At 73.0% G+C, this 12,429-nt stretch carries 14 protein-coding genes; all 14 read right to left on the bottom strand.

Annotated features, from left to right (window positions below; translation table 11 throughout):
- Nucleotides 1–35 precede the first annotated feature (35 nt).
- The 14 genes from HDG69_RS09710 to HDG69_RS09645 all read right to left on the bottom strand — a co-directional run bounded on the left by HDG69_RS09710 (nucleotide 36) and on the right by HDG69_RS09645 (nucleotide 12,427).
- Complete coding sequence (locus HDG69_RS09710) at nucleotides 36–428, bottom strand: hypothetical protein (RefSeq protein ID WP_171783584.1); 393 nt, start codon at nucleotides 426–428, stop codon at nucleotides 36–38.
- Between the two features lie 20 nt (nucleotides 429–448).
- Nucleotides 449–1,453: a hypothetical protein gene (locus HDG69_RS09705; protein WP_171783583.1), complete on the bottom strand. Its 1,005-nt coding sequence runs from the start codon at nucleotides 1,451–1,453 to the stop codon at nucleotides 449–451.
- Nucleotides 1,447–2,040, bottom strand: coding sequence for a hypothetical protein (locus tag HDG69_RS09700; protein WP_171783582.1), 594 nt, complete (start codon nucleotides 2,038–2,040; stop codon nucleotides 1,447–1,449). The genes HDG69_RS09705 and HDG69_RS09700 overlap by 7 nt, the downstream gene beginning before the upstream one ends.
- Before the next feature lie 13 nt (nucleotides 2,041–2,053).
- A complete protein-coding gene (locus HDG69_RS09695; RefSeq protein WP_171783581.1) occupies nucleotides 2,054–5,161 on the bottom strand; it encodes a LysM peptidoglycan-binding domain-containing protein in 3,108 nt (1,035 codons plus the stop codon).
- Nucleotides 5,158–5,604 (bottom strand): pilus assembly protein TadG-related protein, encoded by a 447-nt coding sequence (locus HDG69_RS09690; RefSeq protein WP_171783580.1) that lies wholly within the window; start codon nucleotides 5,602–5,604, stop codon nucleotides 5,158–5,160. Before HDG69_RS09690 ends, HDG69_RS09695 begins: the two co-directional genes overlap by 4 nt.
- Before the next feature lies 1 nt (nucleotide 5,605).
- Complete coding sequence (locus HDG69_RS09685; RefSeq protein ID WP_171783579.1) at nucleotides 5,606–6,046, bottom strand: TadE/TadG family type IV pilus assembly protein; 441 nt, start codon at nucleotides 6,044–6,046, stop codon at nucleotides 5,606–5,608.
- Nucleotides 6,043–6,453, bottom strand: coding sequence for a TadE/TadG family type IV pilus assembly protein (locus HDG69_RS09680; protein ID WP_171783578.1), 411 nt, complete (start codon nucleotides 6,451–6,453; stop codon nucleotides 6,043–6,045). The genes HDG69_RS09685 and HDG69_RS09680 overlap by 4 nt, the downstream gene beginning before the upstream one ends.
- 2 nt (nucleotides 6,454–6,455) lie before the next feature.
- Nucleotides 6,456–6,653 carry a hypothetical protein gene (locus HDG69_RS09675; RefSeq protein WP_171783577.1) on the bottom strand — a complete coding sequence of 66 codons (198 nt, stop codon included), beginning with the start codon at nucleotides 6,651–6,653 and terminating at the stop codon, nucleotides 6,456–6,458.
- A gap of 35 nt (nucleotides 6,654–6,688) precedes the next feature.
- Nucleotides 6,689–7,600: a type II secretion system F family protein gene (locus HDG69_RS09670; RefSeq protein WP_171783576.1), complete on the bottom strand. Its 912-nt coding sequence runs from the start codon at nucleotides 7,598–7,600 to the stop codon at nucleotides 6,689–6,691.
- Entirely contained in the window at nucleotides 7,600–8,466 is an 867-nt protein-coding gene (locus tag HDG69_RS09665; RefSeq protein ID WP_171783575.1) for a type II secretion system F family protein, read from the bottom strand. The genes HDG69_RS09670 and HDG69_RS09665 overlap by 1 nt, the downstream gene beginning before the upstream one ends.
- Nucleotides 8,466–10,145: a TadA family conjugal transfer-associated ATPase gene (locus tag HDG69_RS09660; protein ID WP_246256405.1), complete on the bottom strand. Its 1,680-nt coding sequence runs from the start codon at nucleotides 10,143–10,145 to the stop codon at nucleotides 8,466–8,468. The genes HDG69_RS09665 and HDG69_RS09660 overlap by 1 nt, the downstream gene beginning before the upstream one ends.
- Complete coding sequence (locus HDG69_RS09655; protein WP_171783574.1) at nucleotides 10,142–10,936, bottom strand: CpaE/TadZ family protein; 795 nt, start codon at nucleotides 10,934–10,936, stop codon at nucleotides 10,142–10,144. Before HDG69_RS09655 ends, HDG69_RS09660 begins: the two co-directional genes overlap by 4 nt.
- A gap of 3 nt (nucleotides 10,937–10,939) precedes the next feature.
- Complete coding sequence (locus HDG69_RS09650; RefSeq protein WP_171783573.1) at nucleotides 10,940–11,620, bottom strand: SAF domain-containing protein; 681 nt, start codon at nucleotides 11,618–11,620, stop codon at nucleotides 10,940–10,942.
- Nucleotides 11,621–11,908: 288 nt separating this feature from the next.
- Nucleotides 11,909–12,427, bottom strand: coding sequence for a DinB family protein (locus HDG69_RS09645; RefSeq protein WP_171783572.1), 519 nt, complete (start codon nucleotides 12,425–12,427; stop codon nucleotides 11,909–11,911).
- Nucleotides 12,428–12,429 lie beyond the last annotated feature (2 nt).

Below are 12,429 nucleotides of genomic sequence, written 5' to 3'. Positions count from 1 at the left end.
GGGTCCGAAGGGCAGCACGCCTCTCGGACCCGAGGTCAGCCCAGCGGCTTGGTGCTGTCGTTCTCGCGCACCTCGCCGACGTTCGGAACCCCGTTGAAACCCAGCTCTCGCAGGCCGATCGATACCCCGGAGCCGTCCTGCAGGTAGTAGGCACGCGGTGTCGACCACTGATCTTCGAGCGTCGGCTCCGTGGCGATGGCCTGCAGCACCTGCTGTCCCACGGCGCGAGCCTCGGTCACGTCGTTCGTCTCCAGGAAGACGTCGACCCGCTGCCAGCCGCCACCGAACTGCAGGCTGCACTCCGCCTCCACCGAGGCCACACCCTCCACCGACGAGATCGACCCGACGTACGCCTCCTCGCAGTCACGGGCCGCCGCGCCGCATCCGGACAGCGCGCCCACCACGCCTACCAGCACGACGACCAGCATCAGCCTCCCTGGCGAGAAGCTCACTGGGTGATGACCTGAACCTCGCCGATCTCCAAGGAGGCAGAACGGGGCAGACCATCGATGTCAATGGTGCCCTCCTGCCCTCCACCGCTCCATGCGACCGTCCAGTAGGCCGTCCCGGTGAGCGTCAACCGACCCGTACGGACGTTGTCACTCGCGTCGAAACCGCAGGTCGGCGAGGAGGCGCGTCCACCGTCGCTGATCTCCTCCGACCACGGCGTCCCGGGGGCGTCGGCACCGACACACTCGACAGTGCGGTAGACCTCGCCCGAGCTGTCCGCGAGCTCCCAGACGATCCGGTCCAGCTCACCGACAGCCGTCACCGTGAGTCCGCCATCGCTCGCCGTCTCGGTGATCGGCCCGACCGTGCTCTGCCCGGGATCGGCCACCCACAGCCAGATCGGTACCCCGACGATCCCCACGGAGTCGGCCTTCATCTCCGTCGACGGCGGGGTCGACCCCACCTCACCCATCTTCATGGTCATCGCTGCCACGGCTCGCTCAGCCAGCTCCTGCGGTGATGGTCCGACGGTCGGCGGATCAGGACTCCAGGCCGGGCCCGAACAGGTGCCGGGGAACGGCCGGTCGAAGATGACACAGTCAGGGAGCGTGCAGGTGACGATGTAGCCGTCGTCGTTGCCCTCCCAGATCGGGCTGTCCTTCGGAATGTTCCCCGTGAACTCCGACATGTAGCACTGCAGGCCGGCGTTCCACACCCCGAAGAAGTCGTCCACGCACGGGATCTCCAGGCCGTCGTACCCGGGAATCGCCGAGGCGAGAAAACACTGGGGAGCGCCACCGCCACCGCCTCCGGTTCCCGTTCCTGGACCCCCGCCGTCCGCCCGCTCGCACACGATCCGGACGCTTCCCTGAGAGTCGGTCACCGGAACCGGCACCTCGCCCGGTCCGCACTGCGTGTCAGCGACGGCACCCACGGACGGTGCGACCAGCGCGACACTCAGGACCAGACCCGTCAGGACCAGCCGCACGACCTGCTTCAGCATGACTGCTCCACCTCCGCGTCGCGCCCGTTGATGAGCCATCCCTCGCCGGGCCCCTGGTGCTGCAACGTGTAAACCGTCGTGAAACTGTCAGGGAGGCTCTCGTCACGAGGTACCACGTCACCCTCGTCGTCGTGGACCGTGATGCTGCTGACATCGCTGCACACGTCGATGCGGACCTGCTCAAAGCCGCTGCCCGTGGGGTCTTCCACGTACTCGACGACGGTCATCGAGACGAGCTCGACCCTGCCGGTCGTGCTCCAGCCGTCTGTCGCGTTCAGCTCGAGGATCGACGACTCCGACTTCCATGCCTGCGGCCCCATGTACCCGCGTAGCGACTGCCAGCCCTCGTATCCGTCGTTCGCGACGTCGTCGGACGCCTCGTAGTACTCCGCCAGCGCGGCCTTCGCCTCCTCGACATGCTCCTGCTCCGCGCGCTCGGCCTCGTCGAGCGACGGCGACGGTGAGGGGCTCGCCTGCGCCGGTCCGGCTGACGACGGCGCGCCGTCGTCCGCCCCGCACGCGGTCAGCGCCGCTGCCAGCACCACCGCCAGCGCGGCGGCGGGCACAGCCCGGGAAAGGTGTCGCATCGACCGGTTCCTCCTAGAACGCATCGGCCATCATCCTGTCGAACTCTCCGTGCGGGTGCTGCAGCGCCGCGAGGAGCTGCGCCGTCTGCGGCTCCAGGTCGCAGGCGAGCTGGTCGGTCACCGTCAGCAGACCCTGGACGGCCCGGGACTCGGTGTCGACGTCGCGGCTCTGGTGCGCTGCCAGGATCCGCATCCGCCACAGGCACTCCTGCGCGGGCTCGACGCTCAGTCCCACCGCCACGGCGCGTTCCGCAGCCCTCCAGCGACCCTCGAGGAGGCGCCGTCGGGCCAGCTCGTAGGAGACGTCGACGATCTCGGCGACCAGCCGCTGCCGCTCCGGTTCCGCCCAGACGTACCGGTGCCGGTGCACGACGTCGAACGGGGCGCCGCGGACCAGGGCGAGCGCGGACTGCAGGTCCTCGGTGGAGGCGTCCGCCGGGTGCCGCCCGATCAGCCCGTCCCAGTCGACGACGTCGGCGCTCACGGCGGGGTGGAACCGGTAGCCCGTGCCCGCCGGGTGCCGCGGCAGGAACTCGGTGCCGTCGGGCGCCGCCCCGAGCCAGCGGCGCAGCTTCGACAGCTCGGTCGGGTTCTGCGGCGTGGTGCCGGGGTGCAGGGTGAGGTACGTCGCGAGCTCCAGCAGGCGCGCCCGGTCCCCGGGAGCGACGCTGCCGCCCGCGTCGAGCACGTCGACGGGGCCCAGCACGGTCACGCGAGGCGCGCGCAGGCCGGTCTGCTCCACCCCCCGAGGGGTGGTCCGGGCGCGGGTGACGTCGTCAGGCACGGTGACCGCCCGGCCGGCGACGTGCGTCGCATCCGGGTCCGTGTCCCAGGTGCCCGCGTCCGGGTCGACGTCGTCGGGCTCCTCGACCGGGACGATCGTCTCGACCTCGGCCAGGCTGGGTTCGCGCACCGGCGTCCCCTGCAGCGCGTCCAGGCCGGTCGCGCGCACGAGGCTCAGCAGGTGCCCGTACCGGTCGGTGGGCAGCCGCTGGGGCCGCAGCTCGAACCCGATCGGTGCAAGAACAGCGTGCTCGCGGGTGCCGCCGGCACCCAGGTCGAGGCGCCACGGGCTGCCGAGGGTGTCGGTGGCCACCACCGACACCGCGACGCGCGGGCTCGACACGAGCGCGTCGAGCTGCTCGCGCTGAGCGTCGGTGAGGTCGTCCATCACCAGGACGACCTCGGGCGTCCAGGCGTCCGGGGCCACTCCCGCCGAGCGGGCCTGCCCCACGTCCGTGGCACCGGCCGCGGCGAGGGCCCGCCGGTCACGCGCGACCCGCTCGGTGAGCTCGTCCAGGACCCGTTCCACGGAACGGGCCGCCCGGACACGACCGGTCTGCAGGTGACGCTCCAGGTCGTCGAAGCCGCCGACCACGGTCACCTGGAGGTCGTCGGCCCACGGCGACGTCGCCAGCTCGACGGCGATCGCGCCGAGCACCTCGCGCCGTGCGGTCTCGTCGCCGGCGACGCTCAGGCCACCGAGCTGCTCGAGGTTCAGGAACAGGTGCCCGTCGTCGTCGTGACCCGCCGTCACCAGGGTGGGGCAGGGCGCCGGGATCCCGCGGCCCACGGGCAGCTGCCGCGCCCGCTCGGCGTCGATCCGCCACACGGTCCCGTCGAAGCTGCCGACCCACGGTGCGGGCAGCGAGGCGGGCTCGGTGAGGTAGAGGTCGAACGCCGTCGCCGTCAGCCGCCCGGCCCGCACCGGCGGGAGCGGCGCGCCCGCCGCGGCGCAGGACCGCGCGAGCGACCGCAGCGCGACGTCGACCGTCTCGACCGACAGCGGCGCCGCCGTCGTGCACAGGTCCGCCTCGGCCTCCAACAGCTCGGCGGGCGCTGCCGGCACCCGCTGCCCGGGTCGGCGGAGGCGGTGCAGGGTCCGACGGCGCGCCGTGACCAGCGCGAGGATGCCGGCGCCCAGGATCGCCCCCACCCCGGCGGCGGAACGCAGCACGTGCTGCTCGGCGTGCGTCTGGTCGGTGGCAGGGTCCGCCGACATCGAACGTTCTGGCGACGCCGTCGACGTCGAGGACCCGCCGGCCGCCGCGCCGACGCCGGCCAGACCGGGAGCGCCGACCGCACCGCTCTGGGCTGCGGCAGCACCGCCGTCGGCCACCACGTGTCCGCCGGCAGGTTCTTCGACCGGCACGTCCGCCGGAGGCTCGACCCGCTCCTCGTGGACGGCCTCGACCGGTGCGGACGCCTCGGTTCCCGGCACCTGCACCGTCCAGCCGACGTCGATGACGTCCGGGTTGCTCAACCGGGCACCACCGGGCTGCTCGATGCCGCGGGACGCCTCGAAGATCTCCGGGTAGCGCGAGGCGTCGCCCAGCTCGTCCTGGGCGATCTGGGACAGGGTGTCGCCGCGGACGACCGTGACACTCTTCGCCTCGGCGCCCCCGTCCGCGTCGGCGCTGGGTGCGGCGCCGTCGACGGGGATGGTCAGCTCCCAGCCGACGGAGAGGAAGGAGGCCTGGCCGCCGAGCAGGTCGGCGTTCAGCTCGACGATCTCCCCGAACCGGTGTCCGTCACCGAGCTTGGACTCGGCGATGGACCACAGGGACTCGCCCTGCCGCACGGTGTGCGTGGTGGTGGAGGGAGCTTGGCTCTCGGGAGCCGCCTCCTCGACCGCGGCGACCTCGTGCCGCACCGCCTCGGCCGCCGCCTCGGCGGCTCGTTGCTCCGCCGCCTGCTCGGCTGCTTGCTCCACCGCGACCGAGACGTGGTCCGGGGCCGGTGCCGCATGGGCGACGTTCACCGACGGCACGGCGACGAACAGCAGGATCGCGGCCCCGACCAACCCGCGTGCCGCCGTCTGCGGCCACCGCAGACCCGGCAGCCGCGGCACCCGCACCCCACGCAGCCGGGAGAGGATCTCCACCAGCAGGGACACGGTGAGGAACGCCCACGCGAGCCAGGCGACCACCTTGATCAGCCCGACGGCGAACGTCCCGTCGTCGGGCGAGGTGAGCGCCCGCGTCACCTCGTCCCACGAGGGCACCCCCATGTCGAGCGGGTTCGCGCCCAGCGCGAGCAGCACGACGGGCAGCCCGACGATGATGCCCACGATCGCCAGCAGGGCGACCAGCCCGAGGAGCCGACGGCGCAGCGCGCTCACTGCTCGACCCCTCCCACGACGCGGGCCAGCCGGGCCTCGGCGGTCCCGGTGACCGGCAGGCTGCTCACCCCGATGATGGTCAGCACCTTGGTGGCGTAGGAGTCGTCGACCGTGACGAGCAGGCGGGTGCCGTCGACCACCCTCACGTCCCCGCTGACGCCGGCCGTCGCCAGGTAGTTGGCTGCTGCGACCTGGGCGGCCCCCGGGTCCACGGCGACGGCCTCACCGCGCGTCGCCCGCACGAGGTCCACCTCCTGACCACCGGCACGGGCCGCCTGGGTGGCCACGTCCCGGGCGCGCTGGAGAGCACCGACCTGACCGCCGAAGTCCACCGCGATCCCGACGAAGAGCATCATCGCGACGGTGGTCATCGCGACCCACGTGGAGATGGCGCCGTCCTCGGAGGTGTCGTCGTGGGCGGTCGCACGTCGTGGGTCTCGCATGTCAGCGCTCCCGGTAGGTGTCGAGCGGGCTGGTGGCGGTCTTCGTGATGACCCTGGTCCCCGGGATGCCGGGCAGGGCGAGCCCGGAGAGGTTCACCCGGCAGGTCACCGTCGCCGACACCGTCGCGGGGGTGCCGACCGCGTTCGCGAACTGCGAGGTGTCCACCGCGACGGTGGGTCCCTCGACGCAGTCGAGGTCCTGGTTGGCCAGGGTGGCCCTGGCGGCCCTCGCGGCCGAGGAGTCGGCCTCGCCCTGCGTCCGGGCGATCGAGGCCGTCCGGGCGGCCTCCGCCGCCGCGGAGTCCACCGCGAGGTCGGCGACGGCGATCCGGCCACCCAGCGCGATCGCCCCGAAGATCAACAGGATCACGGGCACCACGATGACGAGCTCCAGCGCCGAGGATCCCTCCTCGGCGCTGCGGCGTGCTCGGAACCAGGTCATCCGGTGATCCTCTCCACGGGCATCGACGCGGACTGCGTCACCGTCGGGCTCCACAACGGGATGACGGTCTGCGACGTGACCGTGACCACGAAGGTCGCCTCGGTGGGAGTGCGGTTGCCGTTCACGTCCGAGCTCTTCTGACCGAGCGACGACGCCGCGAGGAAGCTCCGGGCGGCGGCGTAGCCCTGGTCCACCGTGCGCCCCTCCCCCGCAGCCGTCCGAGCGCCGTCCTGCGCCGCCGCGAGGGCTGTCGCCTTCGCCTGGTACAGCAGCGCGCCCTGCATGCCGGCGAACAGCAGCAGGAGCACCACGGGGAAGACGACGACGAGCTCGACGGCTGCCGAGCCCCGCTCGTCCGCCCCGCGGTCGCGGCGCTGGTCACCTCGGTGGGTGCGACGGAGGCTCACGCTCAGAAGATCTCGTTGACCTGCTCCAGCACACCCGTCTGGATGATCGCCGTCACCGCGACGGCGATGAGCACGATCGCGGCCAGGACGACGACCAGCTCGACGGTGTACGAGCCGCGCTCGGACTCCGCGCGGCGACGGGTCGACTCGGCGAGCCGCAGGCCGACGAGGTGGGCGGTGGCGAGGATTCTCTGGAACATGGTGACCTTCCTGGAGTGACAAGCGCGGGCGGAGATCAGAGCCCGCCCATGAGGTTGAGCATGCTGGGCGTGATCATGATGACGACGAACATCACGGCGAGCAGCCCGATCGGGATGCTGAGCCGCTCGCTGGCGGAGTTCGCGCTGGACAGCTCCTCGCTCAGCCGGGCGGATCGAAGCCCCTCGGACCGGGCACGGAGCTGGGTGTAGACCTGGGAGCCCTCCTTGCTGAGACGCATGACGTCGGCCAGCTCGGCGAGCTCCGGCAGGCCCAGCTCGTCGGACAGCGCGTGCAGCGCGTCCCACGGAGCCTTGCCGTTCCAGCGGGAGCGGGACAGCTCCTCGCTGAGCCGGCGGAACACCCAGCTGTCGCCGATCTCGGCCGCGAGCTCCATGGCCTGCCGGGCACCGGCACCGCCGAGGCGTTCCAGCGCGACGAGGTCCGAGTAGGCGCCCAGCGCCCGGCTGAACTCCTGGCGTGCCTTGCGGGCGTCGTCACGGGCGTTGAGGTCCGGCAGGAAGAACAGCCCGGCGGCGAGACCCAGCGACCCGAGGAGAGGGATCGCGACGGGAACCTGGATCCCGGAGACCGCGAGGAAGTAGCTCAGCAGCGAGGGGAACAGCAGGCCGACGAGCGCGAAGACGACCTTCTCGCCGTAGTAGCGGTGCAGCGGGATCCGCAGCAGCGCGAGCTCCTTGGTCGGTGTCCTGCCCCACACCCGCGTCGGGAAACGCCGCAGCGCCCACACGCCCAGCCGTTCGGCGAACCCCTCGCCCGCGGCGGCCGCGGTGTCGGCAGCGGCCTGCTCCTTGACCCCCTCGGGCGAGTTGCGCCGCAGCACGTCCGCGAGGTCGGGCTGGGCCGGGATGAGCCGCCACGCGAGCAGCACGATGCCGCCGGCGAGGAGGGCGCCGCCCAGCAGGGCGATCTGCAGTCCGGTGGTCATCACGCCTCACCCCCGGCCACGGCGGTCCCCAGGAAGCGGGGCGCCTTCTTCCCGGCGGTCATCTGCCGCATCCAGATCAGCAGCACCACGTACCCGGTGAGGTAGAAGACCAGCAGGACCTGCCCGGCCGCGGTGCGGTAGGGGTCCATGTACTCGCCGCTGAACGCCAGCAGCCCGAGCGCCCCTACCGTCAGCAGCGTGACGACGCGCGCGGTGGTGCGCGGCTTGGCGCGGTCCGCCTCGATCGCCCGGGCGTCACGCACCTCGTGGGCCACCGACTCGGCCAGGGTGTTGAGCACCGACGCCAGGCCCTGCCCGCGACGCCGAGCGCCCAGGATCAGGTAGGACGCGACGGTGTCCCCGACCTCGTCGTCGAGGTCGTCCGCGAACGCGCGCAGCGAGTCCTCGGTGCCGACGCGGGCACGGATGCGCGCCACCAGCCGGGTCACCTCGGGCCGGATCGCCGGCGGGGTGGAGCGCAGCGTCGCGCGCAGGGCCTCCTCCAGCCCCACGCCGACCGTCAGCACCCCCGCGAGGCCACGGGTCCACTCCTCCAGCGCCTCGAGCTTGGCGACCCGCTCGGCGCCGGCCGGGGCCGAGAGCAGCAGCGGCAGCCCGGCCACGGCGAGCGGCCCGACCGGCACGGCGATGAGCCAACCGGTCAGGAGGTAGGCGACGATCCCGGCGACGAGCCCGGCGAGCAGCAGCAGGCGGGTGCTCCGGCGCACCCCGCGCCAGCGCCCCAGCAGCACCGACCGTCGCGGACCGGTGTCCGGCAGCTCCGGGACACGACGGATCCCGGCCACGAGCGCGAGGATCCCCGCGACGGCGAGCGCGCCGCCCAGGGCGGGGACGAGAGGAGGCATCAGGCGACCTGCTCGCCCACGCTCGCGGCCAGGTAGCCGTCGAGGTCGAAGCCGTAGCGGGTCAGGCTGCGCAGCTCGTCGGGCAGCGTCCCGGGCACGGCCGGCCCGCCCGCCGGGTTCGGCGCGAAGACGCGGGTGGTCGCGTAGCCCTTGGCCACCTCGCCCGGGGTGACGTGGACGATCTCCGAGACCCACCGGTCGCGCCGCCACTGGTCGTCGCCCAGCGAGGTCGTCTCCAGGTGGACCTGCACGATGATGTCGACGGTCTCGGCCAGCTTGGAGGTCGCCAGGTCGCGCGTGACGTGCGGGCCGGCCTCCATCGCGCAGGTGACGAGCTTGCGGATCGCGGCCTCGCCGTCGGACGAGTGCGTGGTGGAGATCGACCCGGTACCGGACTCCATCGCCTTGATCATGGCCCAGACCTCGCGGCCACGGACCTCGCCGACGATCTGGCGCGAGAGGTTGAAGCGGAACGAGTCGTACAGCGCCTCGTCCAGGGTGAACTCACCGGCCTGCTTGCCGTCCGCGCCGATCTCGCCGGAGCCCGGGCGGGCCTCCCACGCGTGCACGATCGGGTGCACGTCGGGCAGCTCGTGAAGGTGCAGCTCGAACTCCGTCTCGAACGTGCCGATCTTCTCGTGCGGCTCGAACTCGGCGCACAGGGCCCGCACCATCGTCGTCTTGCCCGCGCCCTGCGGACCGGCGACCACGATCGACTTGCCGGCGCGGACCGCCGCGGACAGCAACGACGCCGCCACCGGGGTGAGCATGTTCCGGCCGATCAGGTCCCCGAGGGTGACCTTGCGCAGCCGGTGGCGCCGGATCACGACCGACGGGCGCGCGGTGACCCACGCCGCGGCCGCAAGGCGCGCGCCGCCGTCGAGCCGCATGTGCAGCCGTGGGCTGGCCGAGGAGAAGCTGCGGGCGTTGACCTCGCTGCGGGAGGCGACGAAGGACAGGAAGTCGAGCAGCTCGGCGTCGGAGTCCGCGACAGGTTCGGCACGCACGAGCATGCCGTCCGTCTTCTCCAGCCAGACGTTCGCGGCCCCGGTGATGATGATGTTCTCGACGGAGTCGTCGTCGACGTACGGCTGCAACCGGCCCAGGCCGAACAGCGCGTTGAACACGGCCTCGGCCATCTGCTGCTGCTCGACGAGGTTCCATGTCGGCTCGCCGTCGTGGATGCGGTCGGCGACCGTCGACTGCAACAGCTCGGTGATGATGGCCCGACCGAGCTCACGCTCGGTCTCGAGGTCGGCGCCCCGCTCCTCGCCGAGCGCGGCGGTGAGCTGCTCGGACGCCTGGGACCGCAGGGCGGCGACCTGCTTCCAGTCGATGCTGCCCGCCTGTGCTGGCGCACGGGTGGGGGCGGGGGCAGGGGCCTGCGCGGGGGCGTGGACCGGGCTCTGGACGGACTCCGCCTGCTGGGCCGGGGCGGGGCGGGCGGGACCGGCAGGCCGGAAGGCCGGCGGGTACGACGGCGGAGCGTCCGCGTGCTGCACCGCGACCGGCGTGGACGCTGGTGCGGCCGGGTCGCCGGCTGCCTGCGCTCCGCGCGCCCCGCCTCGCTCGGTGAGGGTGCCCGCCAGGGCGTGCGCGAGCGGGGAGAGCTCGTCGTTGCCGGTGCCGCTCCCGCCGAAGATCGGCAGGTCGCTGGGGTCGTGGGGCAGGTTGCTCATCGGGGGCTCCCCTCGATCGCGAGCTCGAGCTGGGACCGGACGGCGCCCACCGTGGACTGTGCTGCCTGCACCGCGGCCCGCAGGGACTTGTTGAGCGGTGCCGTGGCGAACTTGCGCCCCGGTGCTGCTCCGTGGGAGTACACCTGGGCGGTGTCGGGGTCCCACGCCAGCGAAGCCACGACGGGCAGGCCGAGGACCTTGGCGGCCTCGCCGGAGCCGTAGGGCCGCCCCTGGCCGACCAGCAGCGCGCCGAGGTTGTGCAGCGCACCGCCCCGCTCGAACGTCTGCCGGAGGGTCGCCGCCCACGCCCCGGCGGCCACGAGGGAGGGCAGGTCGGTGCGCGTGGTCAGCAGGGCCAGGTCGGCGGCGGCCAGCAGCTGGTAGCCGGAGCCCTCCAGCCCGAGCCGGCCGATGTCGACGATGACGTCCTGCCCCTGCCGCTCCAGGGACTTGAACAGCCCGGCCAGCGGTCCCCAGATCTGGTCGAGGGCGCGCGCCTGGGAGTGGCGCAGCGGACCGGTCAGCACCTGCACCTTCGAGTCCGGGATCGAGAACAGCGTGCGCGGCAGGTCCTCGACGAGGCTGCCCTGGCGGTGCGAGACGGCGAGGTCGACGAGGGTGCGCGTCGTCGGCAGCTGCCCGCCGCGGAAGTAGCCGGCGGCGAGCGCGCGGGACCCGGAGGGGTCGGCCTCGACGAGCACCACCGGGCGCGGCCAGCTCAGCGCCAGCCCCAGGGCGGTGCTGGTCACGCCGGGCGACCCACCCGCGGAGGTGAGTGCGACGAGCGCCATCGCTCAGCCCTCCTGGCTGGGGTCGAGCACCACGGCCACGTCACCGGAGGCGGCCCGGGAGGCCACGACGGGCGCGTCGTCGAAGTCCACCTGCAGGTTGAGGATGGTGGTGCCGGAGAGCTCGTCGCCGGTGATGTCCACGACCTCGGCCTCGACGACCTGCGGGTCCTCGTCAGCACCGCCCGCCGTGGTGACGATGCGCACGGGGTCGCCGACGCGGACCTGTCCCACGGGCAGAGTGCCGGCCGACAGGCTCACCCCGACCACGGAGGTGCCGTCGGCCGGGATCGGCGTGTCGGTGACCTGCTCGGCCGTCACGAGGTTGCCGGCCGACAGGTCGAGGGCCGCGCGCATGCCCACCACGGTGTCGAGGTCGCCCGAGGGCAGCACCTGCAGGGCCGGGTCGACACCGACCTGGACGGTCATGAGGTCGTCGGCGCTGATCACCTGACCACGCTCGACGGTCTGGCGCACGGCGAGCACGCTCTGCGCCTCGGAGGTCGAGCTGTACGCCCACAGGCTCAGCAGCGCCCCCAGGCAGATCGCCGCGACGCCGGCGACCACGAGGACCGGCCGACGGCGGAGCTTGGGCGGCGGGGCCACGGAGGCGGCCGGAGCCGGGGCCGCGGGCTCGACGCCGCGCCGCGCGGATCGCGTGGCGTCGGCGGGCACGGTGGTGGTCATGTCGCGTGGGGCCCTCTCGCACGGGTGGACTGTGGGGGTCCCGACGACGAGAACGCCGCGGGAGCGTCCAGACCGCCCGAGGGCGACCGAGTCGACGCGGGCGTCGACGTCGCCTGGTCCGCGGAGTCATGGTCGCGGCAATCAGAATCGTGGTCAACTTGTGAAGTCGGTGTGTCCGGATGGCAATACGCGCAGTGCGCCCCTTGTGGACGGGATCGTCCCGGGTCACCAGGCCAGTCAGTCGTTTCCCCCGCCTCGTCGTGGAGAGGAAGCAGCCACCTCGGAGGGCTACTCGCCGAGGTCCCCGTCCGCGAGCTCGCGCGCGACGTCGAGGTGCCCGGCGTGCCGGGCGTACTCCTGCAGCACGTGGAAGCAGATCCAGGTCAGCGTGGGAGGGTCGGCGGTGAACCGGCCGCCGACGGCGCCGCGCTCGGCGAGGTCGTGGTCGGCGAGCACCGCCTGCGTGCGCCGCCCGCCGGCGTGCAGCGCCGCGACCAGCTCGGCCGCGGTGACGCCGTCGGGCACCTGCCACGGCCCGTCGGGGACGCCGTCGGCGTGGTCGCCCCACGGGTCGGGGACCTGCTCGCCGAGGAACCCCCACACGAACCAGCGTCGTTCCATGTGCACCAGGTGGATCAGCAGCTCCATCGGCGTCCACCCGGACGGGAGGCGGCTCGTGCGCAGCTCGGCCTCGGTGAGCCCGTCGAGCTTCCGCTCCACGGCGGTCCGGTAGTAGTCGAGGTAGGCGACGAGCTGGGCCTTCGGGTCGGGCGAGTCAAGGCGTGGCTCGACGGCGGAGAGCGGCATGC

The sequence above is a fragment of the Isoptericola halotolerans genome (assembly GCF_013149785.1).
Classification (GTDB): Bacteria; Actinomycetota; Actinomycetes; order Actinomycetales; family Cellulomonadaceae; genus Isoptericola; species Isoptericola halotolerans.
This window is presented reverse-complemented; position numbering and strand designations above follow the sequence as displayed.

Bases quoted from the DNA above. Each gene is read 5' to 3' on its own strand.
- HDG69_RS09710 (WP_171783584.1), bottom strand. From the start codon at position 428: ATGCTGGTCGTCGTGCTGGTAGGCGTGGTGGGCGCGCTGTCCGGATGC.
- HDG69_RS09705 (WP_171783583.1), bottom strand. From the start codon at position 1,453: ATGCTGAAGCAGGTCGTGCGGCTGGTCCTGACGGGTCTGGTCCTGAGT.
- HDG69_RS09700 (WP_171783582.1), bottom strand. From the start codon at position 2,040: ATGCGACACCTTTCCCGGGCTGTGCCCGCCGCCGCGCTGGCGGTGGTG.
- HDG69_RS09690 (WP_171783580.1), bottom strand. From the start codon at position 5,604: ATGCGAGACCCACGACGTGCGACCGCCCACGACGACACCTCCGAGGAC.
- HDG69_RS09685 (WP_171783579.1), bottom strand. From the start codon at position 6,046: ATGACCTGGTTCCGAGCACGCCGCAGCGCCGAGGAGGGATCCTCGGCG.
- HDG69_RS09675 (WP_171783577.1), bottom strand. From the start codon at position 6,653: ATGTTCCAGAGAATCCTCGCCACCGCCCACCTCGTCGGCCTGCGGCTC.
- HDG69_RS09670 (WP_171783576.1), bottom strand. From the start codon at position 7,600: ATGACCACCGGACTGCAGATCGCCCTGCTGGGCGGCGCCCTCCTCGCC.
- HDG69_RS09665 (WP_171783575.1), bottom strand. From the start codon at position 8,466: ATGCCTCCTCTCGTCCCCGCCCTGGGCGGCGCGCTCGCCGTCGCGGGG.
- HDG69_RS09660 (WP_246256405.1), bottom strand. From the start codon at position 10,145: ATGAGCAACCTGCCCCACGACCCCAGCGACCTGCCGATCTTCGGCGGG.
- HDG69_RS09655 (WP_171783574.1), bottom strand. From the start codon at position 10,936: ATGGCGCTCGTCGCACTCACCTCCGCGGGTGGGTCGCCCGGCGTGACC.
- HDG69_RS09650 (WP_171783573.1), bottom strand. From the start codon at position 11,620: ATGACCACCACCGTGCCCGCCGACGCCACGCGATCCGCGCGGCGCGGC.
- HDG69_RS09645 (WP_171783572.1), bottom strand. From the start codon at position 12,427: ATGCCGCTCTCCGCCGTCGAGCCACGCCTTGACTCGCCCGACCCGAAG.